This window comes from Pseudomonas sp. DR48, assembly GCF_019823085.1.
Classification (GTDB): domain Bacteria; phylum Pseudomonadota; class Gammaproteobacteria; order Pseudomonadales; family Pseudomonadaceae; genus Aquipseudomonas.
The window spans coordinates 3,286,606-3,310,398 of sequence record NZ_CP081946.1; the positions used below are offsets into that span (position 1 = coordinate 3,286,606).

Consider the following 23,793-nt stretch of genomic DNA (forward strand, 5'->3'; position numbering starts at 1 on the left):
CCCCGCATCTCGTGAAAAGAGCGGGGCTCTGTGTATTTTTTACGTTTAGATCTGTTCAGCCCACAGGTCGTATTCGTCGGCGTCGGTCACTTTGCACCAGACCTTGTCACCCGGCTTGAGGTTGCTGCCGTTGTCGATGAACACGTTGCCGTCGATTTCCGGGGCATCGAAGAAGCAGCGGCCGACCGCGCCTTGCTCGTCGACTTCATCGACCAGCACTTCGATCTCGCGGCCGATGCGCAGTTGCAGGCGCGCCGAGCTGATGGCTTGCTGGTGCGCCATGAAGCGGTCCCAACGGTCTTGCTTGACGTCGTCCGGCACGATGGCCGCGTCCAGCAGGTTGGCCGGGGCGCCTTCGACTGGCGAGTACTGGAAGCAGCCGACGCGGTCCAGCTGCGCTTCGGTCAGCCAGTCCAGCAGGTACTGGAAGTCTTCTTCGGTTTCGCCGGGGAAGCCGACGATGAAGGTCGAACGGATGATCAGGTCCGGGCAGATCTCGCGCCAGTTCTTGATGCGCGCCAGGGTCTTGTCTTCGAAGGCCGGGCGTTTCATCGCCTTCAGGACTTTCGGGCTGGCATGCTGGAACGGGATGTCCAGGTACGGCAGGATTTTACCGGCGGCCATCAGCGGGATCAGCTCGTCGACGTGCGGGTACGGGTAAACGTAGTGCAGGCGAACCCAGACGCCGAGTGTGCTCAGGGCTTCGCAGAGTTCGGTCATGCGGGTTTTCACCGGCGCGCCGTTCCAGAAACCGGTGCGGTATTTCACATCGACACCGTAGGCGCTGGTGTCTTGCGAGATCACCAACAGCTCTTTGACGCCAGCCTTGACCAAGCGCTGGGCTTCGTCGAGCACGTCACCGACCGGACGGCTGACCAGTTTGCCGCGCATCGAAGGAATGATGCAGAAGCTGCAGCTGTGGTTGCAGCCTTCGGAAATCTTCAGGTAGGCGTAGTGGCGCGGGGTCAGTTTGATCCCTTGCGGCGGCACCAGGTCGATCAGCGGGTTGTGATCCTGGCGCGGCGGCACGGCGTCATGCACCGCGTTGACCACTTGCTCGTACTGCTGCGGACCGGTTACGGCCAGCACGCTTGGGTGTACCTTGCGAATATTGCCTTCTTCGACGCCCATGCAGCCGGTCACGATGACCTTGCCGTTTTCCTTGATGGCTTCGCCGATCACTTCCAGGGACTCAGCCTTGGCCGAGTCGATGAAACCGCAAGTGTTGACCACCACGACATCGGCGTCCTCGTAGGTGGACACGACGTCATAGCCTTCCATGCGCAGCTGGGTAAGGATGCGCTCGGAGTCGACCAGTGCTTTGGGGCAACCCAGGGATACGAAGCCAACTTTTGGATTGGCCGGCGCGGGAGTGGTGGACATGTCTAACCTCGGTATTTGGGACGCCTCCAGCCGAAGACGGCAAGGCGACAGACGGGCGCTATGTTGCGCCTCTGGTCAAAAAGTGCGCAATTCTAGCGATGAGAGGCGCACTTGACCAGCTTTATGCAGGGAAATACGACGAGTGCTGCGCTATGCTTCGCGCCGTTACGCTTTACCGAATTTTTACAGTCAATAAATCGTCTGTAACCTTAAGTAAAACAGCGCATGCTGCACGGCAAAGCATAGTGCTTCTTATAAGAAGTCCGGGTCTGAGTAGTAGGAGTTTTGGATGGGGCAGGCAAGTAGTCAGGCTGCAAGCGCTGAGCATTCGGCGGCAAAGCCGATCGGCATGCTGGTCGCGGCGGTGGGTGTGGTTTACGGCGATATCGGCACAAGCCCGCTGTACACCCTCAAGGAAGTGTTCTCCGGCGGCTATGGCGTACCCGTCAACCATGACGGCGTGCTGGGCATCCTGGCGCTGATTTTCTGGTCACTGATCTGGGTTGTGTCGTTCAAGTACATGATGTTCGTGCTGCGCGCCGACAACCAGGGCGAAGGCGGGATCATGGCCTTGACCGCGCTGGCGCGGCGGGCGGCGTCGGGGTATCCGAGACTGCGCACCTTGCTGGTGGTCTGCGGACTGATCGGCGCGGCGCTGTTTTATGGCGACAGCATGATCACCCCGGCGATTTCCGTGCTCTCGGCCATTGAAGGCCTGGGCCTGGCGTTCGATGGCATCGACCATTGGGTGGTGCCGCTGTCGTTGATTGTGCTCGTAGCGCTGTTTTTGATCCAGAGTCACGGCACCGCGCGCATCGGCATTCTGTTCGGGCCGATCATGGTGACGTGGTTTGTGGTCCTGGGTGCCCTGGGTGTCCACGGCATCTTCCAGCACCCGGAAGTGTTGCAAGCGATAAACCCGGTCTGGGGAGTGCGCTTCTTCTTCGATCACCCGGGCATGGGCGTGGCAATTCTTGGCGCAGTAGTACTGGCGCTGACCGGCGCCGAGGCCCTGTACGCCGACATGGGCCACTTCGGCCGCAAGCCGATTGCCCGTGCCTGGTTCATCCTGGTATTGCCGGCGCTGGTGCTGAACTACTTCGGCCAAGGCGCGTTGCTGCTGGGTGATCCGGAAGCCGCTCGCAACCCGTTCTACCTGTTGGCACCGAGCTGGGCGTTGATTCCGCTGGTCGGTTTGTCGACCCTGGCCACGGTGATTGCCTCCCAGGCGGTGATTTCCGGTGCGTTCTCCCTGACCCGTCAGGCGATCCAGCTCGGTTACATTCCGCGCATGCACATCCAGCACACCTCCAGTGCCGAACAAGGTCAGATCTACATTGGCGCGGTGAACTGGGCGCTGATGATCGGGGTGATCCTGCTGGTGCTTGGTTTCGAATCTTCCGGCGCCCTGGCCTCGGCCTACGGCGTGGCGGTGACCGGTACGATGCTGATGACCACCGTGCTGGTGTCGGCGGTGATGTTGCTGCTGTGGAAGTGGCCGCCGATCCTCGCGGTGCCGCTGTCGATCGGTTTCCTGTTGGTCGACGGCCTGTACTTCGCCGCCAACGTGCCGAAAATCGTTCAGGGTGGTGCCTTTCCGGTGATCGCCGGTATTGCGCTGTTCGTGCTGATGACCACCTGGAAGCGCGGCAAGCAACTGCTGGTCGAGCGTCTCGACGAGGGCGGATTGCCGCTGCCAATCTTCATCAGCAGTATCGCCGTGCAACCGCCGCACCGCGTCCAGGGCACCGCCGTGTTCCTGACCGCGCGCCCGGACGCCGTACCCCACGCGTTGTTGCACAACCTGCTGCATAACCAGGTGCTGCACGAGCAAGTGGTGCTGCTGACGGTGGTGTACGAAGACATCCCGCGGGTGCCGGCATCGCGGCGTTTCGAGGTCGACTCCTACGGCGAAGGCTTCTTCCGGGTGATCCTGCACTTCGGTTTCGTCGACGAACCGGACGTGCCGCAAGCGCTGAAACTGTGTCACCTCGAAGACCTGGATTTCAGCCCGATGCGCACCACCTACTTCCTCAGCCGCGAAACGGTCATCGCCTCCAAGCTCGAAGGCATGGCCCGCTGGCGCGAGGCGTTGTTCGCGTTCATGCTCAAGAACGCCAACGGCAACCTGCGTTTCTTCAATCTGCCGCTGAACCGGGTGATTGAGCTGGGTACACAGGTCGAGATGTAAGCGACATCAAAAAGCCCCCGTTGCCGTGAAGGTTGCGGGGGCTTTTTTGTGCTCGAGTGCAAACCTTGATAGCAGGGAGAACCAATGTGGGAGCGGGCTTGCTCGCGAATGCAACCTTTCAGGCGGCATCGATGTTGAATGTGAAACCGCTTTCGCGAGCAAGCCCGCTCCCACAGGGGATTTTCGGTGTTATTTGCTATCGGGCATTTCTTCTTCTGATTCAGTCTTCGTCCGCGCCGGTCGCGGCGTCAGTACCTTCACCACGTCATCAATCACGGCCTTGCCCATCGCCGTCAAGTAATGCGCAGCCCAGGCGTGGCGGTCGGTGTCTTTTGCATAGGCGGCGTCCTCGGTAAATGATTTGGCGAGGAACAGCAGGTCGGAGGCTTGTGATAAGGCATCGACGATGGGGACGCCGGCGCGGACGTTGAACAACGCCTCATCCTGGCAGTAGATGAGTGGGGTGAAGCCGATGGTTTTCAGTTCTGAAATCGCGGAAGCATCAATTTTAGTCATGTCTATTCCCTAAGCTTGAGGAACTGCCACATTCGTTTCCAAGCGAAGGGTGGCAGCTGTGCGCAGGTTGGAAACCGGGAGCCTAGGAAACCGGCACGTCCGAAGACGTCCCGCGCACAGCCACCATGACACAAGATCGCAGCCGTAAAGGTCTGCAGTCATGTTGGGCACGTTGTTGCTAATCGCTCGCCGGGTTTCCAAGCCCGATCGCTGAATGGTCAGCGACGTCCGGAGACTATCCCGTCGAAGAAACGCGCAACAAGGCGGCAAAGTGCCCAAACACGAGATTCGGAGTTTGCCTACAAGGTCTGCGGGCGTCATCCGATATTGCGAGACCAGAAGTAAACGATACGTTGAGCTGTGTGCTCAAATTTGCACGATTGTGAAGAGGGAAGAGGGATGAATATGAAGACATCACTAGCGTGTGCAGACCAGGCAATATCGTCGGCTGCAATGGTCAGGGGCTTCAGAGCTCGACTCAAGGAGATCTCCAGTCGTGCCACTGAGCGTTTGGTCATTTTCAAAAATAATCAGCCAGCAGCGGTCATTATCAATGTCGATGCCTATCAGGAAATGCTCAACGAACTTGGGGATCTTCGCGTTGAAGCGGCGGCAGCGGAGCGTTTGACCGATTTTGATCAGGGCAGGTTAGTTAGTCACGACGACCTGCGGACACTGTACGCCAGTAAAGACTAAGAGCAGGCTCGCTCCCACAAGGATTATGCTGAGTTGGCTGGAATGAAAAAGCCCCCGTTACTTTGAGGTAGCGGGGGCTTTTTGTGGACGGTTCAGATCACTCCTGAGCCGTTGCTCCGTCCTTGGCCTGACGCTTGACGATGATGTCCACCAACCGCTGTGCCAGCGCCGGGTAGTTCTCGTCGAAGTGATGGCCTCCAGGCAGTTTCATCGCTTCGCCCACGGCGGTCTTGTCGGTGCAGCCGCTTTCGTCGACTTCTTCTGCACCGTAGATGCACACCACTTTCTCTGGAGGCAGCTTGGCCATTTCCGGGCCGGTTGCGGCTTCTTTGCCGGCGTTGCCGAGCCAGCCTTCGACTTCGATCTCGAAGCTGCCGGTGCGGGCGAAGGCGAGCAGGATGATTGCGTCGACGCGCTGCTGTTCCGATTCGGCCAAGCGGTTGTAGATCGCCGGCAGGACGTCGGCGCCAAACGAATAACCGGTCAGGATGAAGCGCTTGGTGCCCCATTTCTGCCGGTAGTGCTGCATCAGTTCGGCGAGGTCCAGCGCGCTTTGCTCCGGGCTCTTGTGCTGCCAGTAGTAGCGCAGGGTGTCGATGCCGACGACCGGATAGCCGATCTTGGCCATTTCGCCCGCGACGTCGCGGTCCAGGTCGCGCCAGCCGCCGTCACCGGAGAGGAACAGGGTGACGGTGTCCTTGGCCTGCCCTGCCGGCACTTCAACCACTGGAATCTGCAAGCCGCCAGCGGCTTTGTCGCCACCGACGAGAATCTTGCGCAGTTCGTTGTTCAGCACTTGTGGCAGGTTGATGTCGTAGTCGCTGATGCTGGTTTCGGCATTGGGTTGGTCGCGCACGAAGCCCGCACTGGTGTCATCCGGGTTGTCGTTCCACGCTACCAGCCAGTGGCCATGAGCAGCACTTTTAGGGAGCAGGTGCGTGCAGCCCGGTTTTTCCAGGGCCAGGTCCACCGAAACGGCCTGGGCCTTGTCATTCTTCTGTTCGGACAACCAGCGCCAGGCCAGCACGGCACCAGGACCGATACCACTGACCAGGGTCGCCGGGCCTTTGAGTTCTCTAAGGCCCGATTGCAATGCGCGACTTTGCAGCAAGCAGTCCTTGGGCAAAATGACCTGAACAATCTGTGCCGACGCGGTGCGGCTCAAGGTCAGCAATTGCTGGTCGCTGAGCTTTTGTTCGTCGTTGACCGCTACCAACACCTGGGCGCGTGGCGTTTTCCCGGGAATGACGCGCGTGATCGCGGCGCCATCGGCGGGCGCCAGCCGTTCGAGGGTCGGTTCCGGCGCCGGACGTTTGAGGTACCAGTAACCGCCACCCAGAATCAGGGCCAGCACTACCAGTGTGGCCAGTACGTACCGCAAGGAGCGTCGAATCATCAGCGTTTCACCAATCCAGTCAAGCCGCCCGCAATCAGGGCAGCAGTATCGGCCAAGGCAACCAGCGGATCGAGTCCGGCGGGCACGGCCATATAACGGGGTTCCCAGTCAGGCTGGAATTTGTCTTTGAAGCGGCGCAAGCCTTGGAAGTTGTAGAGCTGCTCACCACGGCGGAATACCATCGAGCCCAGGCGCTGGGTCAGAGGTGCGCCACGTCGGGGTTGCAACCCCGAAAGCGGCACCATGCCCAGGCTGAAACGCGCGTATCCATGATTTTTATAATGTTGGATCAAGCCGATCATCATGAATTCCATGGTCAGCTTGGGGGCGTCCGGGTGCGCGCGCATCAGGTCGAGGCTGGCCAGTTCATGGCCGAATGTCTCGAGCAGGTTGGCGAACGCCACCGGGCGCCCTTCGAAACGAATCACGGCCACCCGGAAATGCTTCAGATAGTCATCGCTGAAGCGGCCAAGCGAGAAACCTTTCTCGCGCACGTTCTTGCCGGTCAGCCAGGCGTCGGAAATCACTTTGAGCTCGTCCATCGGCGCTTGCCCCGGCTCGAAGATCTCCAGCGACAGGCCATCACGGGTGCCCCGGTTCCAGGTGTAGCGCAGGTCTTTCATCTCTTTGCCCTTGGCTTCGAGATCAAAGCGCTTGAGATCGACCCGGGCTTCTTCGCCCAGTTTGATCGCGGTCAGGCCGATGTCCATGTAGTACGGCAGGTTCTCGGCGCGCACTTGATAGAACACTGGGCGCGCATGGTGGAGGTCGCACAGGTCGCGGAACTGCCAGATCATCTCCGCCCGTTGCTGGGTCGGGCCGATCGGGTCGTACAAGGCCACCAGGCTGCGCCCACGGCGGGCGTACATCAGGAACGCCTGGTCGTTAGGGTGGAACAGCAGCGCCTTGTCACCGGTCAGGGCCAGGCCGCCGTCCGGTTGTGAGGAAGCCATGAGGATTTTTACCGCGCGGTCCAGTTCATCCGGTGTCGGCAGATGGATCACCGGACGCGCGGTGCGCAGCAGCCAGGTCAGGGACACCACCACCAGCAGCACCGCCGCGCCGAGCAACGAGCGCAGGCCGCGCGGGGCGTCGGCGTCGAGGGTGAACTGCCACCAGAGTTGATGGCTGTACGGAACGTCCTGATAGGCAAACAGCAGCAGCCAGATCGATGCACCCAGCACGCACAGGCTGGACACCAGGTACAGCGGCGAGAACGGCAGTTCGGTCAGACGGCTTGGGCGATAGAACGAGCGGCGAAAGACCCCGAGCAGGCTCGCGATGAGGGTCATTAGGCAAGCTTCTTCCCAGTCGAAGCCTTTAAGCAGGGAGAGCAGGGCGCCCACCAGCAAAAGTATGGTGGTCAGCATCCATGCAGCCGACAGTCGGCGGCGCAGGCCTTGCGCCAGCAACAGGCAGAGAACACCGACCAGGCTGGCGCCGAAGTGCGAGGCGTCGACCAATCGGTGCGGAATCAGAAAGCCGATATGTTCCAGGCGGGTGTCGATTTCCGGAGTCACGCCGGAGAACAGCAGCACAACGCCCGACAGGAACACCAGCACTGACAGGATCGGCGCGGCCAGGCCGGAGGCTGCCCGCAATGATTGACGCGTCTGGAACAGGCGCTGACCTTCATTGATCAGCAGCATCAGGCAAGCCACCAGCAGCGGCAGAATCACGTAGATCAAGCGATACAGCAGCAGTGCGGCCGCCAGTGGCGCCGCGCCGAGTTTGTCGGCGAAGGCTGCCAGCAGAATCGCTTCGAACACGCCGACCCCACCGGGTACATGACTGAGCACACCGGCGGCCAGGGCCAGCAGGTACACCAGCATGAAGGCGCCGAACGGTGGGGCTTCCGGCAGCAACAGATACAGCACGGTGGCGGCGGCAGCCACGTCCAGGGCGGTAATGACCAGTTGCAGGAACGTCAGGCGACGGCCGGGAAGGCGCAAGGTGCGCCGGCCGACCTTGACCAACAAGTTGTCCGGATAGGGTTGTTCCGGCAGTCGACGGCGGTATATGCCGATGGCCAACACCGAAAAGAGCAGCAGCACCGCAGCGGCAATTGTCCCCAGTAACAGTTCGGACAGACCCAGGGCGGTAGAAGCGGCAGGAAGGTTGCTCAGAGTCGCCAGGGCGGCCAGCGGTGGCAGGGCGCAACCCAGCGAGAGGCTGGCGAACAAGGTCATGTGAGCGACGTCAGATGCCCCCAGACCATGACGCGCATATAAACGGTAGCGCACCGAGCCACCCGAGAGCATGGACAGGCCGATGGCATTGCCGATGGCGAACGCGGTAAAGCCGCCGAGCGCGAGGATGCGCGGCGCCAATTTCACACCGGCGTAGCGACTGGCCGACCATTCATATCCCAGCAGAATAATGAAGCCCGCCACGGTCGCACCCAGTGCCCCAAGCAGTGCAGGCTTGGGAACTTCAAGGATCGAGTCGTGCAAAGCGTACAGGTCGAGCTCGCTCAGCAGATGACGACAGGCAATCAGCGCGATAGCGAACAACAGCAGAGTGACCGCCAGACCAATGGGCTGACGATATTTGCTGACCAGATCCAGCAAGCGCAAACGCTCGGCCTTGATCGGTTGTGTCGCTGTGACGGTGTCTTGTGGATCAGACGAGTTGGCGCGCATCAATCACCTCTTGGATTGTGCGCGACAGGATGGAGGTATCGAGCCAAGTTACCAATCCCTGTAGAAAAAAATAATCACAAATATTAACGCCTCTCACCGGGTAGCGGTGATGGCATGTCATCAGTGGTAGAGGGTTCTGTGTGCGATTCAGCATAGTCTGGTCTCAGAGCTTCGTTGATCCGGAACGCTTCACTACACAGTGACAGGTCATTGTTGCGAAAGGACTTTTTCAATAGATACAAAAAAGGCCACTCTTTCGAGCAGCCTTTTTTGATGTTTGGTTGCGGGAGCCGGATTTGAACCGACGACCTTCGGGTTATGAGCCCGACGAGCTACCAGACTGCTCCATCCCGCGTCTGTGTGGCGGCATTCTACAGGCGAACGCGTGGGTGTCAACCGTTAATCCCCAGAAGGGTCAAATAAGCGTAAATGAGCGGCGAACGGTCGCTGGCAAGCCTTAAGTTTCGGAATCAGAACGATTTCCTGGTTTCACCCGCGAAAGGAGGTTCTGTTCATTTAAGCGCTCAATTCACAAAATAGACGCGCACAAAAAAGGCCACTCTTTCGAGTAGCCTTTCTTGATGTTTGGTTGCGGGAGCCGGATTTGAACCGACGACCTTCGGGTTATGAGCCCGACGAGCTACCAGACTGCTCCATCCCGCGTCTGTGTGTCGGCATTCTACAGAGGAACGCCGGGGTGTCAACCTCAATCTGGAAAAAACCTGTGCATGTTCAATCGCTTAGCGGTTGAAACGGCCAGTTGGATCAGCCCGCAAGGCAGGTATCACAAGGCTTTCAGCTCTATTGGGTGATGCTTTTCGATTGAGAAAATAAATTCATCGGCACTTTTCCTACGTGTGGAAAAGAACATTCAGACTACTGGTGCTATATACAGGTGCCAGTGAGATACTGCCGGTCTGACTCGGCAACACTCCATTTCTTCACATGAACACCGCTTTTATATGACGCAGCGAAAAATCATCCACGTCGATTGTGATTGCTTCTACGCCGCCATCGAGATGCGTGACGACCCGCGCCTGGCGGGTAAACCGCTGGCAGTGGGTGGCTCGGCGGATAGACGTGGGGTTATCGCCACCTGCAACTACGAAGCGCGGGCCTACGGCGTGCGTTCGGCGATGTCCTCCGGGCATGCCTTGAAGCTGTGCCCGGACCTGACCATCGTCAAGCCGCGCATGGAGGCTTATAGAGAAGCATCGAAGGAAATTCACACGATTTTTCGCGATTACACCGACCTGATCGAGCCGCTTTCCCTCGATGAAGCCTACCTTGACGTGTCGGACAGTGCGCATTTCGGCGGCAGTGCCACACGTATTGCTCAGGACATTCGCCGTCGCGTCTCTAATCAACTGCATATCACCGTTTCGGCGGGCGTGGCGCCGAACAAGTTTCTCGCCAAAATCGCCAGTGACTGGAAGAAGCCCAATGGTTTGTTCGTCATTACGCCGGATCAGGTCGAGGACTTTGTCAGCGGTTTGCCAGTCAGCAAGCTGCACGGCGTCGGCAAAGTGACTGCCGACAAGCTGGGTCGACTCGGCATTGTCGATTGTTCGCACCTTCGGGAATGGGACAAGTTGGCGCTGGTGCGTGAATTCGGAAGCTTCGGCGAACGACTCTGGAGCCTGGCCCGTGGGATCGATGACCGGCTGGTGCACAACGACAGTCGTCGACAGTCGATCAGTGTTGAAAACACCTATGACGTGGACTTGCCGGATCTGGTGAGTTGCCTGGACAAGCTGCCCGAGCTGCTGGAAACCCTGGCGGGTCGTATGGCGCGAATCGATAGCAGCTATCGGCCCGGCAAGCCGTTCGTCAAAGTGAAATTCCATGATTTTACCCAGACGACGCTGGAGCAGGCCGGGGCAGGGCGGACCTTGGGGAGTTATCAGTTGCTGCTGACGCAGGCGTTCAATCGTGGCGGCAAACCGGTTCGATTGCTGGGCGTTGGGGTGAGGCTGGAGGATTTGCGGGGCGGGTTTGAGCAGATGGAGTTGTTTGAGCGGTAGTGGCAAGGTTTTGGTGCTGTTGTGAATGTCGGGCCGCTTTCGCGAGCAAGCCCGCTCCCACATTAGACCGCATTCATCTGAACAACTCGGTCAACTGTGGGAGCGGGCTTGCTCGCGAAGCTTTTTGCTTTTAATTCGGTCCCGGATCCGCCACCAGACGCCCGCCATCCTTGGTCAAAGACTTGAGGAATTCGGTCTGCAACTCGGGATCGTTGCGAGTCAGTTCGATCAGGCTTTGTTCCAGCTCGCTGGCTTCTTCTTCCAGACCCAGGTCCGACAGGCGTTTGACCCGGTGCACCCACTGACTCACTTCGTCGTCTTCCAGGTCGTCGTAAATCAACCCGTGGGCTTCGAGCAACTTGCCGCGCAAGCCGCTGCTGACCGCCAGTGACGAGTCGGTGTGCACATCGTCCTGACCGTCTTCGACACTGATCAGCAGTCGAGTCAGATGATTGATGTCATGTTCGGCGAAAGGAGTGTCCAGCAGGTTCAGGCGCAAAACACCGTTTTTATCGGTGGTCAGCTCGAACGTTTCCTTGCCGGCCTTGACCTGCACCGGGCGCTCGCTCCAGGGCAGGCTTGAGTATTCGGTGCGCTTGTCGCGCTGAACCTCGTCGATACCCGCCAGGTTCTGCTGTGCTCGACCATGGGATGGCATGTTCATGAACGGGTTGAGCCCGGCGATACCGTAGCTCAGCCAGTCTTTCGTCACGCTGTCCGGTAGATTGCCGAGGGCGAACACGTTGACCACGTTCGCGCCGACGCCTGCGACCACGGCCACCGCGCCCAGCGGAATCTCGTAAACCTCCCGCCAGGGTTGATAAGGCGTATAGCGATCGTAGTGACGGGTGACTTCGAATTCCGTGACTTCGAACGTCTTCTGCTCGTGGATTTTCACCCGACGTTGCGGCAATTCGAGCACCTTGGGCTCGCCGACATCGATCTGCAGGCTGTGATCGAGCAACTTGCGCTCGACACGTTCCTCGTGCTCGCTGCGTTGTGACATGTGATTGGCACAGCCACTGACCAGCAGGGTGCCGCACAGGGCGGCACCACCGAGGCCTAAGGTGTTTCGCTTGAACATGACTTCTCTATCTGGTGTCAGCGGCGGATGCGGGCCTGGAGGAACGACAGCACTTCAGCGACCGGCAGCGCTTGCGCTTCAGGTTCGGTGCGGCTCTTGTATTCCAGATTGCCTTCGGCGAGGCCGCGGTCACTGACCACGATCCGGTGAGGAATGCCGATCAGCTCCATGTCCGCGAACTTGATGCCCGGGCTGGTTTTCTTGTCGCGGTCGTCGAGCAGCACTTCGAAGCCTGCGCCGGTCAGCTGCGCATACAGCTTGTCGGTGGCTTCGCGAACCTGTTCGGTTTCGTAGCGCAGTGGCACCAGAGCAACCTGGAACGGGGCCAGGGTGTCGCTCCAGATGATCCCGTTGGCGTCGTTGTTCTGCTCGATGGCCGCAGCCACCACGCGGGAAACGCCAATGCCGTAGCAACCCATTTCCAGGGTGACCGGCTTGCCGTTCTCGCCCAGCACTTCGCACTTCATCGCCTTGCTGTACTTGTTGCCCAGCTGGAAGATGTGCCCGACTTCGATGCCGCGCTTGATTTCCAGGGTGCCCTTGCCATCCGGGCTTGGATCGCCAGCGACAACGTTGCGCAGGTCGGCAACGGTCGGAACAGGCAGATCACGTTCCCAGTTCACGCCGAAGTAGTGCTTGTCGTCGATGTTGGCGCCGATGCCGAAGTCGCTCATCAGTTCGACGGAGCGGTCGATGATGATTGGCAGTGGCAGGTTCAACGGACCGAGGGAGCCGGCACCGGCGCCAATGGCGTCGCGCAGTTCGCTTTCGGAGGCCATGACCAGCGGGCTGGCAACGCCAGGCTGGTTGGCGGCCTTGATTTCGTTCAGTTCGTGGTCGCCACGGATGATCAGGGCAATCAGCTTGCCTTTCTCTTCAGCGTGAACAACCAGGGTCTTGATGGTCTTCTCGATCGGCAGGTTGAAGCCTTCGACCAGTTGCGCGATGGTCTTGGCGTTCGGGGTGTCGACCAGGCGCAGCTCTTCGGCTGGCGCAGGGCGAGACGTTTCACGCGGTACGGCTTCTGCCTTCTCGATGTTCGCGGCGTAGTCGGAACCGTTGCTGAAGACGATATCGTCTTCACCGGATTCGGCCAGTACGTGGAACTCGTGGGAGCCAGCGCCACCGATCGAGCCGTTGTCGGCTTCAACCGGACGGAACTTCAGGCCCAGGCGGGTGAAGACGTTGCAGTAAGCCTGGTGCATGCGGTCGTAAGTGACCTGCAGCGATGCCTGGTCGGCGTGGAACGAGTACGCATCCTTCATGATGAATTCGCGGCCGCGCATCAAGCCGAAACGTGGGCGGATTTCGTCGCGGAACTTGGTCTGGATCTGATACAGGTTGATTGGCAGCTGTTTGTAGCTGCTCAATTCATTGCGCATCAGATCGGTGATCACTTCTTCGTGGGTCGGGCCGGCGCAGAAATCGCGACCGTGGCGATCCTTGAATCGCAGCAATTCAGGGCCGTACTCTTCCCAGCGACCGGATTCCTGCCACAGCTCAGCCGGTTGGGTGCTCGGCATCAACACTTCGAGAGAGCCAGCGGCGTTCATTTCTTCACGAACGATGGCTTCGACCTTGCGCATCACTCGCAAGCCCATCGGCAGCCAGGTGTAGAGGCCCGAGGCGAGTTTGCGGATCATGCCGGCGCGCAGCATCAGCTGATGGCTGACTACAACCGCGTCGGAAGGCGTTTCTTTCTGTGTGGCGAGCAAAAATTGACTGGTGCGCATGGTTGGCCGTTGTCGGTTGCTGATGACGAGAAATGACGGAGCATTGTACGGGCGAGATCCGCTGGCGTACAGGCGTGCGGTCGGCGGTGTGGCAGGAGGGCGGGTTTCGCCGCGCCCTCTGCGAAATGTCTTACGATTCTTCGGCGACCTGAGTCGGCACCGGTTCGGGTGTCGGTGTCGGACCTGCGCGGCGGCTCTCCTGGAACCAGTGCAGGGCGATCAACAGCACCGTCGGCACGCCCAGCAGGGCCGTGATCATGAAGAAATTGTGATAGCCGAATTTCTCCACCATGACGCCTGAGTAACCGCCGATCAGGCGAGGCAGCAGCAACATGATTGAGCTGAGCAGGGCGTACTGAGTGGCGGAGAATTTGAGGTTGGTCAGGCTCGACAGGTAAGCGACGAAGGCTGAGGTCGCCAGGCCCGAGCTGAAGTTATCCAGGGAAATGGTGAAGATCAGCATGTTCAGATTCGCGCCCATGTCGGCGAGCATCAGGAACAGCAGGTTGGTCCCGGCCGACGTAATACCGCCGATGAGCAGGATCGGCAAGATACCGAAGCGCACGATCAGCAGGCCGCCCATTCCGGCGCCGAGTAGCGTCATGATCAGGCCAAAGACCTTACTGACGCTGGCTATCTGGTCCTTGGTGAAACCCTGGTCGATGTAGAACACGTTGGCCATCACGCCCATGACCGTATCGGACATCCGATAGGTGGCGATCAGTCCGAGCAACAGGAACGCTTGCCAGCGGTAACGCAAAATGAAGTCGTTGACCGGGGTCAGCACCGGCGCCAGACCGCGCCGGCCCATGGCTGACAGGCACATCATTGTCAGGGTGGTGTAGAGGATTGCCCGCAGGAATGCACGGTCTTCAAGCAACAGGTCGAGCAGGCTGACGCCTTTGAACAGCACGCTGGCAAAGTCGGTGTTGTAGAGCTGGGTGAACATGGCCGGTACCGAGACCAGCAACACGATCAGCACGAACACTGACACCAGTTGATGCACAAAACTGTAGCGCCCGGCCTGGAGTTGGGTGCGCAGAGGTACGGGTGGCTCGCGCATGAACAGGCTGGTCAGCAAGGCCGGAACCATCAGGGCACCAAACAGCACGTAAGTGCCGGTCCAGGCCGAGTGCTTGTAGTTGAAGCCGGTGGAGCCGAAGCCTTCAGCGAAGAACAGTGCGCCGGCCGTGGCCAACAAGGCGGCAATCCGGTAGCCAGACATATAGCTGGCAGCGAGCGCGGCCTGGCGAGTGTCGTCGGCGATTTCCAGGCGATAGGCGTCAACCGCGATGTCTTGTGTCGCCGAGGCGAAGGCGACGACCACGGCGATAGCGATCAGCCAGGACAGGTGTTTTTGCGGGTCGCAGAAACCCATCCCGATCAGGCCGAGGATGACCAGCGTCTGGGACAGTACCAGCCACGAGCGTCGTCGACCGAGTTTGCCGAGAAATGGCAGGCGCCATTGGTCCAGCAGCGGAGACCACACCCATTTGAAGGCATAGGCCAAGCCGATCAGGCTTGCATAGCCAATGGTTTCGCGGGCTACACCGGCCTCACGCAGCCAGACGGAAAGCGTCGAAAACACCAGCATGTAGGGCATGCCGGCGGCGAAACCAAGCAACAACAACACAAGCGTCGAGGGGCTGGCATAGGCGGCGAGCGCGGCGCGCCAGGTTTTACGGGGCATGGGTTGGAGTCTGCCTCAAGAGTTACGGAAACAAAGCGCGCACTCTAACCGCTGTGCTCTACCGGACGCCAGCCATGGCGCAGAATATCAACACGATTATTCAGGACACTGATGCCTTCAGAGCGCAATCGCGCCCGCTGTTCGTCCCCTGAAGGACTGCCCACGGGCAAGCTGATCCGACCGCCGGCACCGAGCACCCGGTGCCAGGGCAACTTCGTGTCGCCGGGCAATTTGCTCAGTGTGCGTCCAACCCATCGGGCGGCTCGACCCAATCCAGCCAGCTCGGCCAATTGACCATAGCTCACCACTTTGCCCTCCGGTACCTGTGCAAGAGTCAGGTAGAGCGCCGTGCGTCGGATTTGCGCCGCGCTTTCGGTTTCAGTGGTTGAGTCGGTCACGTCCGTGGTTCCTTGAAAAAGTTCGTATTACCGGCTGTAGAGTAAATCCTGGATCGCCTGTTGAGAAATGAACTCATGAGAAATAGTTGGGTCAGTCGTTGTTGGGGTCTTATTCCAACGGATAATGCCGACTTTTTTCGCAATCTTGAGCCTATCTCTGCTTATGGTGTCCAGAACTCTGTTGTGCCTTGCTGTCTTGAGTGCTTCCTCACCCTTGCTCGCCGATACCGTCTGGTTGAAGAACGGTGACAAGCTGAGCGGCAAGATCACGCTGTTCGACGGCGGCAAATTGCTGATCCAGACCGAGTACGCTGGCGCGGTGCCGATTGACTGGAAGCAGGTCAAAACCCTGGAAAGTGATCAGGAGTTGCTGGTCAAGCAAGATGCCTACACTGGCGAAAAAGCCAAGTCGTTGCATCCGGCGGACGATGGCAAGGTGACTCTTGAAAATGGCGAGGCGCCCAAGACGGTCGAACTGGCGAGCATCCAGCAGATCCTCAAGCCCAAGCCGGTGGTCGAAGACCTGGTGTGGAAGGGCAATATCGACGCGGCTCTGGATTACCAGCGGGCGGAAAAAGACACCGATGACTATGACATCGACTTCAAGACTACCGCGCGCCATGGCAGATGGCGTCACATCGCGGAAGGCGAGTACAACCGCGAATTCCAGGATGACGTGGTCACCACCGATAACTGGCGCGCCGAGTACTCACTCGACCGCTTCCTGACCGAGAAATGGTACTGGGAAGGTCGAGCGGTCTATAAGCGTGACCATGTCGAAGACCTCTCTCGTCAGCGCACGGTCGGTACCGGTCCGGGTTACCAGTTCTGGGATGACGAGTTGGGCGCGTTCTCCCTGGGTTCGCTGCTTAACCGCACGGACTATGAATTCTCCGACGGCAGCAAGGAGAACTTCTATTCCTTGGCGATGAAGTGGGACTACAACCGCTACCTGATCGGCAAGAAGGTGGAATTCTTCACCAATGGCGAAGTGAGTAAGCCGTTGTCGGGCGTCGCCGATTACGCGCTCGATGCCGAAATGGGCTTGCGCTACAAAGTCACCGAATGGGCATCGCTCAACCTCAAGGCTGAGCGAGACATCATCAGCGGCACCAGCGAGGCTGACCTGGACAAGACGCGCTACACCGCAGGGTTTGGCGTGGCCTGGTAAGACATAAAAAAATCGCAGCCGGTGGCTGCGATTTTTTTTGCCTGCAAAACAGTCAGGCACAAAAAAGCCCCGCTTTTGAGGGCGGGGCTTTTTACTAAAGCAAGTACAAGTTAGATAACTTGAACTTCTTCAGCTTGCATGCCTTTCTGACCGCGGGTAGCGATGAAAGAAACCTGTTGGCCTTCTTTCAGGCTTTTGAAGCCGTCGGATTGGATAGCTTTGAAGTGAACGAACAGGTCGTCACCGGATTGTGGAGTGATGAAGCCGAAGCCTTTTTCATCGTTGAACCACTTAACGGTACCGGTTTGGCGATTAGACATGGTGTAACTCCTTGAACAAAGATAACTGCGACTCAGGAAGAACCCTGGCCGAGACTGAGTGCAAAGAGCAGGAAAAATTCTTGTAGATGGTTGGATCGAAATTCAACATATCGTGTAGAGATTCTCAGTGACACAAGCAGCACAGTGGCGCCACCTTAACCCTTTTTCAGGGACGTGCCAATGCTTCTTGCGAAGGTTTCTATGTTTTCGTGACTGACGGTGCAGCTTATTACGGCCAAAGCTCAATATTCACGGGGGATCGGCGAGAATTGCGCCCTGGACTTTGAACCCGGAGCGCGCGCCCGGTAAGATGCCGGACAGAATTTTTCCACCTCGCTATTCAGGACACCCGCCATGAGCATCAAATCGGACAAGTGGATTCGCCGCATGGCGCAAGAGCACGGCATGATCGAGCCCTTCGTTGAGCGCCAGATGCGCGGCGAAGGCGCCGAGCGCGTCATTTCCTACGGTGTTTCGAGCTATGGCTACGACGTTCGCTGCGCCGACGAATTCAAGGTGTTCACCAACATCAACTCGGCGACCGTCGATCCGAAGAACTTCGACGAGAAGAGCTTCGTTGACGTTAAAAGCGATGTCTGCATCATTCCGCCGAACTCGTTCGCCCTGGCACGCACCGTGGAATTTTTCCGCATACCGCGCAATGTACTGACCATCTGCCTGGGTAAAAGCACCTACGCGCGTTGCGGCATTATCGTCAACGTGACGCCGCTTGAACCCGAGTGGGAAGGCCATGTGACCCTGGAGTTCTCCAACACCACCACCTTGCCGGCGAAAATCTACGCCAATGAAGGCGTGGCGCAGATGCTGTTCTTCGAATCCGACGAAGAATGCGAAGTCTCCTACAAGGACCGTGGCGGCAAGTATCAGGGCCAGCTCGGCGTCACCCTCCCGCGCACTTGATTGATTCATCTGAGAGGTAGCGGGAATTCTTGAGCGGGTAGACACTCTATTGGGTGTACTGCCCGGTTCGCGCACAGCGAATGGGGCCTTCGCTCAGGAGTGCTTTATGAAGATCGATCCGCGAATAAGTGCCGAACTGGCAAGGCTTGAGCCCAATCAGGTTGGCGTTTTGGCCTGGTCGTTGTTGGCACATCCACCCATCAGCATGGCAGGGGGCATCCCCGGTCAGCCTGATCCCGATACCCCCAATGAACAACCGACGGAACCCGGTGAGCCCACTTTGCCGGATGAGCCGCCTCCCGCGCCTGTCGTCTGACCTGCTGCTGAAAAATGAATGGCCAGTCAGCTGATGTACTTGAAGACGTCAGCTGACTGGCCATATTTCGTTGTCGCCAATGACAAAAATCCTGCAGCGCTCGTCCTGCTCGACCTGATACCCGCCGGTAAACGCGCCAAACGCCGGTAACAGGCTTGTATCCACGCCCAGCTTGAAGCAGGCCAGCCGCAAGGTCTGTCGACCTCTGCCATTGAGTCGATACACCGGATGGACGTGTCCGGCGAGCACGTGCCGATCAGGATGTGGCTCAGGTTCGTGCTGCAAGGCGAATGGCCCCATCAGCAACGGCTCCGGCACGACTCGAATGTTTAACGAGGCCGGCGGGTCCCCCGCACGTTTGTCGTGGTTGCCGCGAATCAGCGTCATCGGCAAATCCGGGTGACGCATTCGCCATTCGGCCAGGGCGCTTAAGGTGGCTGTTGCGTGAGAGCCGGGCCCGTGTAGAAAATCTCCGAGGAAAATCAGCTGACGGCAGGGCAGGGCTGTCAGCAACCCGTCCAGCACCGCGATATTGCTCGCGGTGGTGCCGTGAGGCACTGGTTGGCCAAGGCTGCGATAGGCCGCTGCCTTGCCGAAATGCACATCGGCGATCAGCAGCGCTTGTTGGGCGGGCCAGTAGATGGCTTTTTCGGGCAGCAGCCACAGTTCTTCTCCAGCCAGTCGCACGGGATAGGGCGTGTTCATCAGCGTTTCCCGGTTTCGGCGGTTTTCTCAAGATCGCTGACCATGCGGCGGATGCGATCAGCGAGTTTTTCCGAACTCATGCTTTCCCGCATACGCTCGACCAGCAGCGGAAACCCCAGCGGGGTAGGACGTTTGATCTGATGCAGGTCCACTGTCAGGCGGTTGATGCGCTCCAGTGTTTGCTCCAGGCGATGAATATCCAGTTCTTCGCGCAGGACTTCTTCCCCTGCCTGCGCCAGCAGCAAATTGCCGGCGTCGTACTGCTTGAACACTTCGAAGAACAACCCGCTCGACGCTTGAACCTGGCGCGTGCTTTTCGGCGCGCCGGGGTAGCCGGCGAAGACCAGCCCGGCGATCCGTGCGATTTCCCGAAACCGACGACGCGCCAGCTCGCCGGCATTCAAACTGGCGAGCACGTCTCGCAACAGATTGCCGGGACTCAGTAATTCGGCGTTCAGAGCCTGCGACCAATCCAGGTGAGTGGCGCTGAGCAACTCCAGCCCATAGTCGTTTACCGCAATGGAAAACGTCACTGGCTGAAGTTGGCTGACGCGCCAGGCCAGCAGGCTCGCGAGGCCCAGATGCACTTGGCGCCCGGCAAAGGGGTAAAGAAACAGGTGCCAGCCTTCGCGGGATTTCAGGGCTTCGGCCAGCAACTTCGTCGAGGTTGGCAGGCCGGACCAGCGTTGTTGCACCTTGAGCAAAGGCTGCAACGCCTGCATTTCCGGACCGACGAGCTCGCCATTCGCGGCCGCGCTGAAACGCTCGACCACCGCCTGTGCCAGCTCGTTGGAGAGAGGCATCCGGCCGCCATTCCAGCGCGGCACTGCCGCTTTTTTCACGGTGCTGCGTTTGACATAAGCGGTCATGTTTTCCACCCGGACCAGTTCCAAGAGGCGCCCCGCAAACAGAAAACCATCCCCCGGTTTGAGTCGCGCGATAAACCCTTCCTCGACACTGCCCAATTGTTTACCACCGCCACCCTTGCTCCAGAACTTCAGCTGGATGCTCGCGTCGCTGACGATCGTGCCGATGCTCATGCGATGACGCCGCGCCAGTCGCGCATCCGGCACGCGCCACACCCTGTGTTCATCCGGTTCGACCCTGCGGTAATCCGGGTAAGCCGTCAGAGAAAGTCCGCCATGGCGTACGAAAGCCAGCGCCCAGGTCCAGTCCGCCTCGGTGAGATCGCGATATGCCCAGGCGCCGCGGACTTCTTCGTACAACTCATCGGGCAAAAAACCACCGCCCAGCGCCATGCTGACCAGATGCTGGACCAACACATCCAGCGGTTTATGCGGTGACTCACGAGGTTCGATGCGTTGCGCCGCCACGGCGTCTTGCGCAGCGGCCGCTTCGATCAGTTCCAGGCTGTGAGTGGGCACCAGAGTCACCCGGGAAACCCGTCCCGGCGCGTGACCTGAGCGACCTGCGCGCTGCATCAGCCGCGCCACGCCCTTGGCCGAGCCGATTTGCAGCACCCGTTCGACCGGCAGGAAGTCCACGCCCAAATCCAGGCTGGATGTGCAAACCACCGCTTTGAGCTGACCGTCTTTCAATGCCCGCTCGACCCAGTCGCGGGTTTCTCTCGACAGTGAACTGTGATGCAACGCAATTAAACCGGCCCAATCAGGGCGTGCCTCCAGCAAGGCTTGATACCAGATCTCCGATTGCGCGCGGGTATTGGTGAAGACCAGGCTGCTGGGGCTGGAGTCCAGTTCGGCGACGACTTGCGGCAACATCTTCAAACCAATATGCCCGGCCCAGGGAAACCGTTCGATGGTGGGGGGTAACAAGGTGTCGACGAGCAATGCCTTGGCGGTCTGGCCCTGCACGCTGATGCCGCCACCTTGTGGGATCAATACCTGTTCAGCGTGGGCCTGATTACCCAGCGTCGCGGAAACGCCCCACACGATCAGTTCCGGGGTCCACCGCCGCAGACGCGCCAGGGCCAGTTGCAGTTGCACGCCGCGTTTGTTGCCGAGCAATTCATGCCATTCGTCGACCACCACCATGCGCAGGGTCGCCAGCGCCGTGTGCGCATCGGAACGGGCGAGCATCAGGGTCAGGCTTTCGGGGGTGGTGATCAGGGTGGTGGGCAGACGTCGACTCTGGCGGGCGCGCTCGCTGCTACTGGTGTCGCCGGTACGCAGGCCGACGCTCCAGGGTATGTGCAAATCAAGCAGCGGCGCTTCCAGGGCTCGGGCCGTGTCGGCGGCCAGAGCGCGCATGGGCGTGATCCACAACACGGTCAGTGGTTGGGCGAGCGGTTTTCGTTTGCGTGGTGTTTCAACAGGCGCGACAGACGCGGCGAAGCGATTGAGCGCGGCAAACCAGAGCGCGTAGGTTTTACCCGCGCCAGTGCTGGCGTGCAGTAATCCGGACTCACCGCGTTTAACTGCCGTCCACACCTGTTTCTGAAAGGCGAATGGCTTCCAGCCGCGGGCGGTGAACCATTGTTTTGCGAAGTCGGGGGAGGTTCCCATGCCGGCGGTGTGCGCTCTGAAAGTGTTCTTTCAGTGACCGCGCCGCCATAGCAAAGGTTTAATGACACTGAGCAATCCGAGCGAGCCGGACCCTACTGTAGGAGCTGTCGAGTGAAACGAGGCTGCGATCTTTTGATCTTGTTTTTTAAAAGCAAATCAAAAGATCGCAGCCTCGTTTCTCTCGACAGCTCCTACGGGGTTATGTGTCCTGCCGTGGGTTATTTGAGGTTGCCGCTCAGGAATTGCTTCAACCGTTCACTCTTCGGATTGCCAAGTACGTCTTCCGGCGCGCCTTCCTCTTCCACCAGGCCCTGGTGCAAGAACAACACCTGGCTCGAGACCTTGCGGGCGAAGCTCATTTCGTGGGTCACCATGATCATGGTCCGGCCTTCCTCGGCCAGGCCCTGGATCACTCGGAGCACTTCGCCGACCAGTTCCGGGTCGAGCGCCGACGTCGGTTCGTCGAACAGCATGACTTCCGGTTCCATCGCCAGCGCGCGGGCAATGGCGACCCGCTGCTGCTGACCGCCGGACAGGAATGCCGGGTACTGATCCGCCACACGGGAGGCCAGGCCGACCTTGTCGAGGTAGCGTCGAGCGCGGTCTTCGGCTTCCTCTTTGCTGCAACCCAACACCCGGCGCGGCGCCATGGTGATGTTTTCCAGCACGGTCATGTGGCTCCACAGGTTGAAATGCTGGAACACCATGGCCAGGCGTGTGCGGATCTTTTGCAGCTCATTGGCATCGGCCACGTGCATGCCGTGGCGATCCTTGATCATGCGGATATTCTGGCCGTCCAGGGTCATCGCGCCGTCGTTGGGTTGCTCCAGAAAGTTGATGCAACGCAGGAAGGTACTTTTGCCCGAGCCGCTGGCGCCGATCAGGCTGATGACATCGCCCGTGTTGGCCTTGAGTGAAACGCCTTTGAGCACATGATGATCGCCGTAGCTTTTATGCAGGCCTTCAATGGTCAGTTTGTACATGGGGCATGCATCCTCAAGGCGAAAGTAGGTAGCCGCTGCGATAGGCTTCGGCGCCCGCGACGTGCGCGATCACCATGCCGGCAGTGGCCATGCGTCGCAGCGAACGGGCGTACATCAGCCCGGCGGCGGTGCAATGAACGGGAGTGACGAGATCGCTGATCGGATCAATGATTTCGGCGATCTGCTGCCCGGCTTCGAGGTATTCCCCCGGTAGCGCGGTGAACACCAGCAGCCCACCGACCGGCGTCGCCACAGGTTCAACGCCGGCCAGCGGCGTGGCGGGGTAGGGCAGTTCAGGCAGCGGCGCCGGTTCGCCGGCAATGGCCCCGAAGTGAATCAGGTAATCGATCAGCGCCTGGCAATCGAGACTGGCCAGCGGGTGATTGACGTCACCCTGGCCGCGCAATTCGACGGTGACCGAAAAGCTGCCCAGCGGAATGTCGAATTGCTCGCCGAAGCGTTCTTTCAACTGCCACCAGAGCAGGGTGAAGCATTCATCGAACGACTGACCGCCGGAATCGGTGGCCAGCAGGCTCGCTTCGGCACCGATATAACGGGCCAGCGGCTCGACCTGCGGCCAGGCTTCGGGCGTGGTGTAGAGGTGCGCCACGGCTTCGAAATCGCAATGCAGGTCCAGCACCATGTCCGCATCGCAGGCCAGCCGTTGCAGGGTCAGGCGCTGGGATTGCAGTTGCGTGCCGGCAGTCTGTGTCGCCAGCGCATTGCGCAGGCTGCTGCGGATCAGTTCGAGGTTGTGCTGCGGATCATCGCCAAGCTTGCCTTCGATCTCGTTGCCGACGGCCTCGCTCAAATCGACGAACCAGCGGTTGAAGTTCTGCCCGCTTTCGAGCTCGTAGCGGCCCAGCGGCACGTCCATCAACACTTGTTCCAGGCCAGCCGGGTTGGCTACCGGCACCAGCACGATCTCACTGCGCAGGTGACCGGAGGCTTCCAGTTCCGCCAGGCGTTGCTTGAGGTGCCAGGCCACCAACATGCCGGGCAATTCATCGGCGTGCAGGGACGACTGGATGTAAATCTTGCCTTTGGCCGACGAGGGGCCGAAGTGGAAGCTGTGAATCTGTCGCGCGGTCCCCGGCAGCGGGGCCAGCAGGTCATGAATCTGGTGGCGCATGTTTGT

General features: G+C 59.5%; 19 protein-coding genes and 2 tRNA genes. 6 read left to right on the forward strand and 15 right to left on the reverse strand.

What is annotated here, in order from left to right; all coding sequences use genetic code 11:
• Window positions 1–45: 45 nt before the first annotated feature.
• A complete protein-coding gene (gene rimO, locus K5K95_RS14790; RefSeq protein WP_059181533.1) occupies window positions 46–1,383 on the reverse strand; it encodes a 30S ribosomal protein S12 methylthiotransferase RimO in 1,338 nt (445 codons plus the stop codon).
• Window positions 1,384–1,672: 289 nt separating this feature from the next.
• On the opposite strand from rimO, the gene K5K95_RS14795 reads away from it, so the two are divergent.
• Complete coding sequence (locus K5K95_RS14795; protein ID WP_222590016.1) at window positions 1,673–3,574, forward strand: potassium transporter Kup; 1,902 nt, start codon at window positions 1,673–1,675, stop codon at window positions 3,572–3,574.
• A gap of 189 nt (window positions 3,575–3,763) precedes the next feature.
• On the opposite strand, the gene K5K95_RS14800 is transcribed toward K5K95_RS14795, so the two are convergent.
• Entirely contained in the window at window positions 3,764–4,090 is a 327-nt protein-coding gene (locus K5K95_RS14800) for a DUF3077 domain-containing protein (protein ID WP_222590017.1), read from the reverse strand.
• Between the two features lie 405 nt (window positions 4,091–4,495).
• Here K5K95_RS14800 and K5K95_RS14805 point away from each other — a divergent pair, with 405 nt between their 5' ends.
• On the forward strand, window positions 4,496–4,786 hold the full coding sequence (locus K5K95_RS14805) for a type II toxin-antitoxin system Phd/YefM family antitoxin (protein WP_261398179.1): 291 nt from the start codon (window positions 4,496–4,498) through the stop codon (window positions 4,784–4,786).
• A 97-nt stretch (window positions 4,787–4,883) separates the two neighbouring features.
• Here K5K95_RS14805 and K5K95_RS14810 read toward each other — a convergent pair whose 3' ends face one another.
• The 4 genes from K5K95_RS14810 to K5K95_RS14825 form a co-directional block, all read right to left on the reverse strand.
• Complete coding sequence (locus tag K5K95_RS14810) at window positions 4,884–6,182, reverse strand: virulence factor family protein (protein ID WP_222590018.1); 1,299 nt, start codon at window positions 6,180–6,182, stop codon at window positions 4,884–4,886.
• Window positions 6,182–8,824 carry a bifunctional lysylphosphatidylglycerol flippase/synthetase MprF gene (gene mprF / locus K5K95_RS14815; protein ID WP_222590019.1) on the reverse strand — a complete coding sequence of 881 codons (2,643 nt, stop codon included), beginning with the start codon at window positions 8,822–8,824 and terminating at the stop codon, window positions 6,182–6,184. Before mprF ends, K5K95_RS14810 begins: the two co-directional genes overlap by 1 nt.
• 278 nt (window positions 8,825–9,102) lie before the next feature.
• A tRNA-Met gene (locus K5K95_RS14820) sits at window positions 9,103–9,179 on the reverse strand.
• A gap of 231 nt (window positions 9,180–9,410) precedes the next feature.
• Window positions 9,411–9,487 (reverse strand) — tRNA-Met (locus K5K95_RS14825).
• 299 nt (window positions 9,488–9,786) lie between these two features.
• Between K5K95_RS14825 and dinB the strand changes: the two genes are divergently transcribed.
• On the forward strand, window positions 9,787–10,848 hold the full coding sequence (gene dinB, locus K5K95_RS14830) for a DNA polymerase IV (RefSeq protein ID WP_222590020.1): 1,062 nt from the start codon (window positions 9,787–9,789) through the stop codon (window positions 10,846–10,848).
• A 130-nt stretch (window positions 10,849–10,978) separates the two neighbouring features.
• Here dinB and K5K95_RS14835 read toward each other — a convergent pair whose 3' ends face one another.
• The 4 genes from K5K95_RS14835 to K5K95_RS14850 all read right to left on the reverse strand — a co-directional run bounded on the left by K5K95_RS14835 (window position 10,979) and on the right by K5K95_RS14850 (window position 15,753).
• Window positions 10,979–11,932 (reverse strand): hypothetical protein, encoded by a 954-nt coding sequence (locus K5K95_RS14835; RefSeq protein WP_222590021.1) that lies wholly within the window; start codon window positions 11,930–11,932, stop codon window positions 10,979–10,981.
• 17 nt (window positions 11,933–11,949) lie between these two features.
• Complete coding sequence (locus K5K95_RS14840) at window positions 11,950–13,665, reverse strand: proline--tRNA ligase (RefSeq protein ID WP_222590022.1); 1,716 nt, start codon at window positions 13,663–13,665, stop codon at window positions 11,950–11,952.
• A 130-nt stretch (window positions 13,666–13,795) separates the two neighbouring features.
• Window positions 13,796–15,355 carry an AmpG family muropeptide MFS transporter gene (locus K5K95_RS14845; RefSeq protein WP_222590023.1) on the reverse strand — a complete coding sequence of 520 codons (1,560 nt, stop codon included), beginning with the start codon at window positions 15,353–15,355 and terminating at the stop codon, window positions 13,796–13,798.
• Between the two features lie 44 nt (window positions 15,356–15,399).
• Window positions 15,400–15,753 (reverse strand): MGMT family protein, encoded by a 354-nt coding sequence (locus K5K95_RS14850; RefSeq protein WP_222590024.1) that lies wholly within the window; start codon window positions 15,751–15,753, stop codon window positions 15,400–15,402.
• 163 nt (window positions 15,754–15,916) lie between these two features.
• Between K5K95_RS14850 and K5K95_RS14855 the strand changes: the two genes are divergently transcribed.
• Window positions 15,917–16,924 (forward strand): DUF481 domain-containing protein, encoded by a 1,008-nt coding sequence (locus K5K95_RS14855; protein ID WP_222590025.1) that lies wholly within the window; start codon window positions 15,917–15,919, stop codon window positions 16,922–16,924.
• A gap of 110 nt (window positions 16,925–17,034) precedes the next feature.
• Here the strand turns inward: K5K95_RS14855 and K5K95_RS14860 are convergent, their stop codons facing one another.
• Window positions 17,035–17,244: a cold-shock protein gene (locus K5K95_RS14860; protein WP_002554837.1), complete on the reverse strand. Its 210-nt coding sequence runs from the start codon at window positions 17,242–17,244 to the stop codon at window positions 17,035–17,037.
• Between the two features lie 354 nt (window positions 17,245–17,598).
• Here K5K95_RS14860 and dcd point away from each other — a divergent pair, with 354 nt between their 5' ends.
• Both dcd and K5K95_RS14870 read left to right on the forward strand, forming a co-directional pair.
• Entirely contained in the window at window positions 17,599–18,165 is a 567-nt protein-coding gene (dcd, locus tag K5K95_RS14865; RefSeq protein WP_090187649.1) for a dCTP deaminase, read from the forward strand.
• A gap of 106 nt (window positions 18,166–18,271) precedes the next feature.
• On the forward strand, window positions 18,272–18,481 hold the full coding sequence (locus K5K95_RS14870; protein ID WP_084321795.1) for a hypothetical protein: 210 nt from the start codon (window positions 18,272–18,274) through the stop codon (window positions 18,479–18,481).
• A gap of 48 nt (window positions 18,482–18,529) precedes the next feature.
• On the opposite strand, the gene pdeM is transcribed toward K5K95_RS14870, so the two are convergent.
• The 4 genes from pdeM to K5K95_RS14890 all read right to left on the reverse strand — a co-directional run bounded on the left by pdeM (window position 18,530) and on the right by K5K95_RS14890 (window position 23,787).
• The gene (pdeM, locus tag K5K95_RS14875) at window positions 18,530–19,186 is read right to left on the reverse strand and encodes a ligase-associated DNA damage response endonuclease PdeM (protein WP_222590026.1); all 657 of its coding nucleotides are present in this window, start codon (window positions 19,184–19,186) and stop codon (window positions 18,530–18,532) included.
• Window positions 19,186–21,672, reverse strand: a complete 2,487-nt coding sequence (locus tag K5K95_RS14880; protein ID WP_222590027.1) for a ligase-associated DNA damage response DEXH box helicase — start codon at window positions 21,670–21,672, stop codon at window positions 19,186–19,188. The genes pdeM and K5K95_RS14880 overlap by 1 nt, the downstream gene beginning before the upstream one ends.
• Before the next feature lie 218 nt (window positions 21,673–21,890).
• Window positions 21,891–22,655, reverse strand: a complete 765-nt coding sequence (locus tag K5K95_RS14885) for an ABC transporter ATP-binding protein (RefSeq protein ID WP_222590028.1) — start codon at window positions 22,653–22,655, stop codon at window positions 21,891–21,893.
• Between the two features lie 13 nt (window positions 22,656–22,668).
• Window positions 22,669–23,787, reverse strand: a complete 1,119-nt coding sequence (locus K5K95_RS14890) for a succinylglutamate desuccinylase/aspartoacylase family protein (protein WP_222590029.1) — start codon at window positions 23,785–23,787, stop codon at window positions 22,669–22,671.
• Window positions 23,788–23,793 lie beyond the last annotated feature (6 nt).

Excerpts from the sequence above, each read along its gene's own strand:
- mprF (WP_222590019.1), bottom strand. The coding sequence starts at position 8,824 with ATGCGCGCCAACTCGTCTGATCCACAAGACACCGTCACAGCGACACAA.
- rimO (WP_059181533.1), bottom strand. The coding sequence starts at position 1,383 with ATGTCCACCACTCCCGCGCCGGCCAATCCAAAAGTTGGCTTCGTATCC.
- K5K95_RS14840 (WP_222590022.1), bottom strand. The coding sequence starts at position 13,665 with ATGCGCACCAGTCAATTTTTGCTCGCCACACAGAAAGAAACGCCTTCC.
- dinB (WP_222590020.1), top strand. The coding sequence starts at position 9,787 with ATGACGCAGCGAAAAATCATCCACGTCGATTGTGATTGCTTCTACGCC.
- dcd (WP_090187649.1), top strand. The coding sequence starts at position 17,599 with ATGAGCATCAAATCGGACAAGTGGATTCGCCGCATGGCGCAAGAGCAC.
- K5K95_RS14800 (WP_222590017.1), bottom strand. The coding sequence starts at position 4,090 with ATGACTAAAATTGATGCTTCCGCGATTTCAGAACTGAAAACCATCGGC.
- K5K95_RS14880 (WP_222590027.1), bottom strand. The coding sequence starts at position 21,672 with ATGGGAACCTCCCCCGACTTCGCAAAACAATGGTTCACCGCCCGCGGC.
- pdeM (WP_222590026.1), bottom strand. The coding sequence starts at position 19,186 with ATGAACACGCCCTATCCCGTGCGACTGGCTGGAGAAGAACTGTGGCTG.
- K5K95_RS14855 (WP_222590025.1), top strand. The coding sequence starts at position 15,917 with ATGGTGTCCAGAACTCTGTTGTGCCTTGCTGTCTTGAGTGCTTCCTCA.
- K5K95_RS14860 (WP_002554837.1), bottom strand. The coding sequence starts at position 17,244 with ATGTCTAATCGCCAAACCGGTACCGTTAAGTGGTTCAACGATGAAAAA.
- K5K95_RS14810 (WP_222590018.1), bottom strand. The coding sequence starts at position 6,182 with ATGATTCGACGCTCCTTGCGGTACGTACTGGCCACACTGGTAGTGCTG.
- K5K95_RS14795 (WP_222590016.1), top strand. The coding sequence starts at position 1,673 with ATGGGGCAGGCAAGTAGTCAGGCTGCAAGCGCTGAGCATTCGGCGGCA.
- K5K95_RS14890 (WP_222590029.1), bottom strand. The coding sequence starts at position 23,787 with ATGCGCCACCAGATTCATGACCTGCTGGCCCCGCTGCCGGGGACCGCG.
- K5K95_RS14835 (WP_222590021.1), bottom strand. The coding sequence starts at position 11,932 with ATGTTCAAGCGAAACACCTTAGGCCTCGGTGGTGCCGCCCTGTGCGGC.
- K5K95_RS14870 (WP_084321795.1), top strand. The coding sequence starts at position 18,272 with ATGAAGATCGATCCGCGAATAAGTGCCGAACTGGCAAGGCTTGAGCCC.
- K5K95_RS14885 (WP_222590028.1), bottom strand. The coding sequence starts at position 22,655 with ATGTACAAACTGACCATTGAAGGCCTGCATAAAAGCTACGGCGATCAT.
- K5K95_RS14845 (WP_222590023.1), bottom strand. The coding sequence starts at position 15,355 with ATGCCCCGTAAAACCTGGCGCGCCGCGCTCGCCGCCTATGCCAGCCCC.
- K5K95_RS14805 (WP_261398179.1), top strand. The coding sequence starts at position 4,496 with ATGAAGACATCACTAGCGTGTGCAGACCAGGCAATATCGTCGGCTGCA.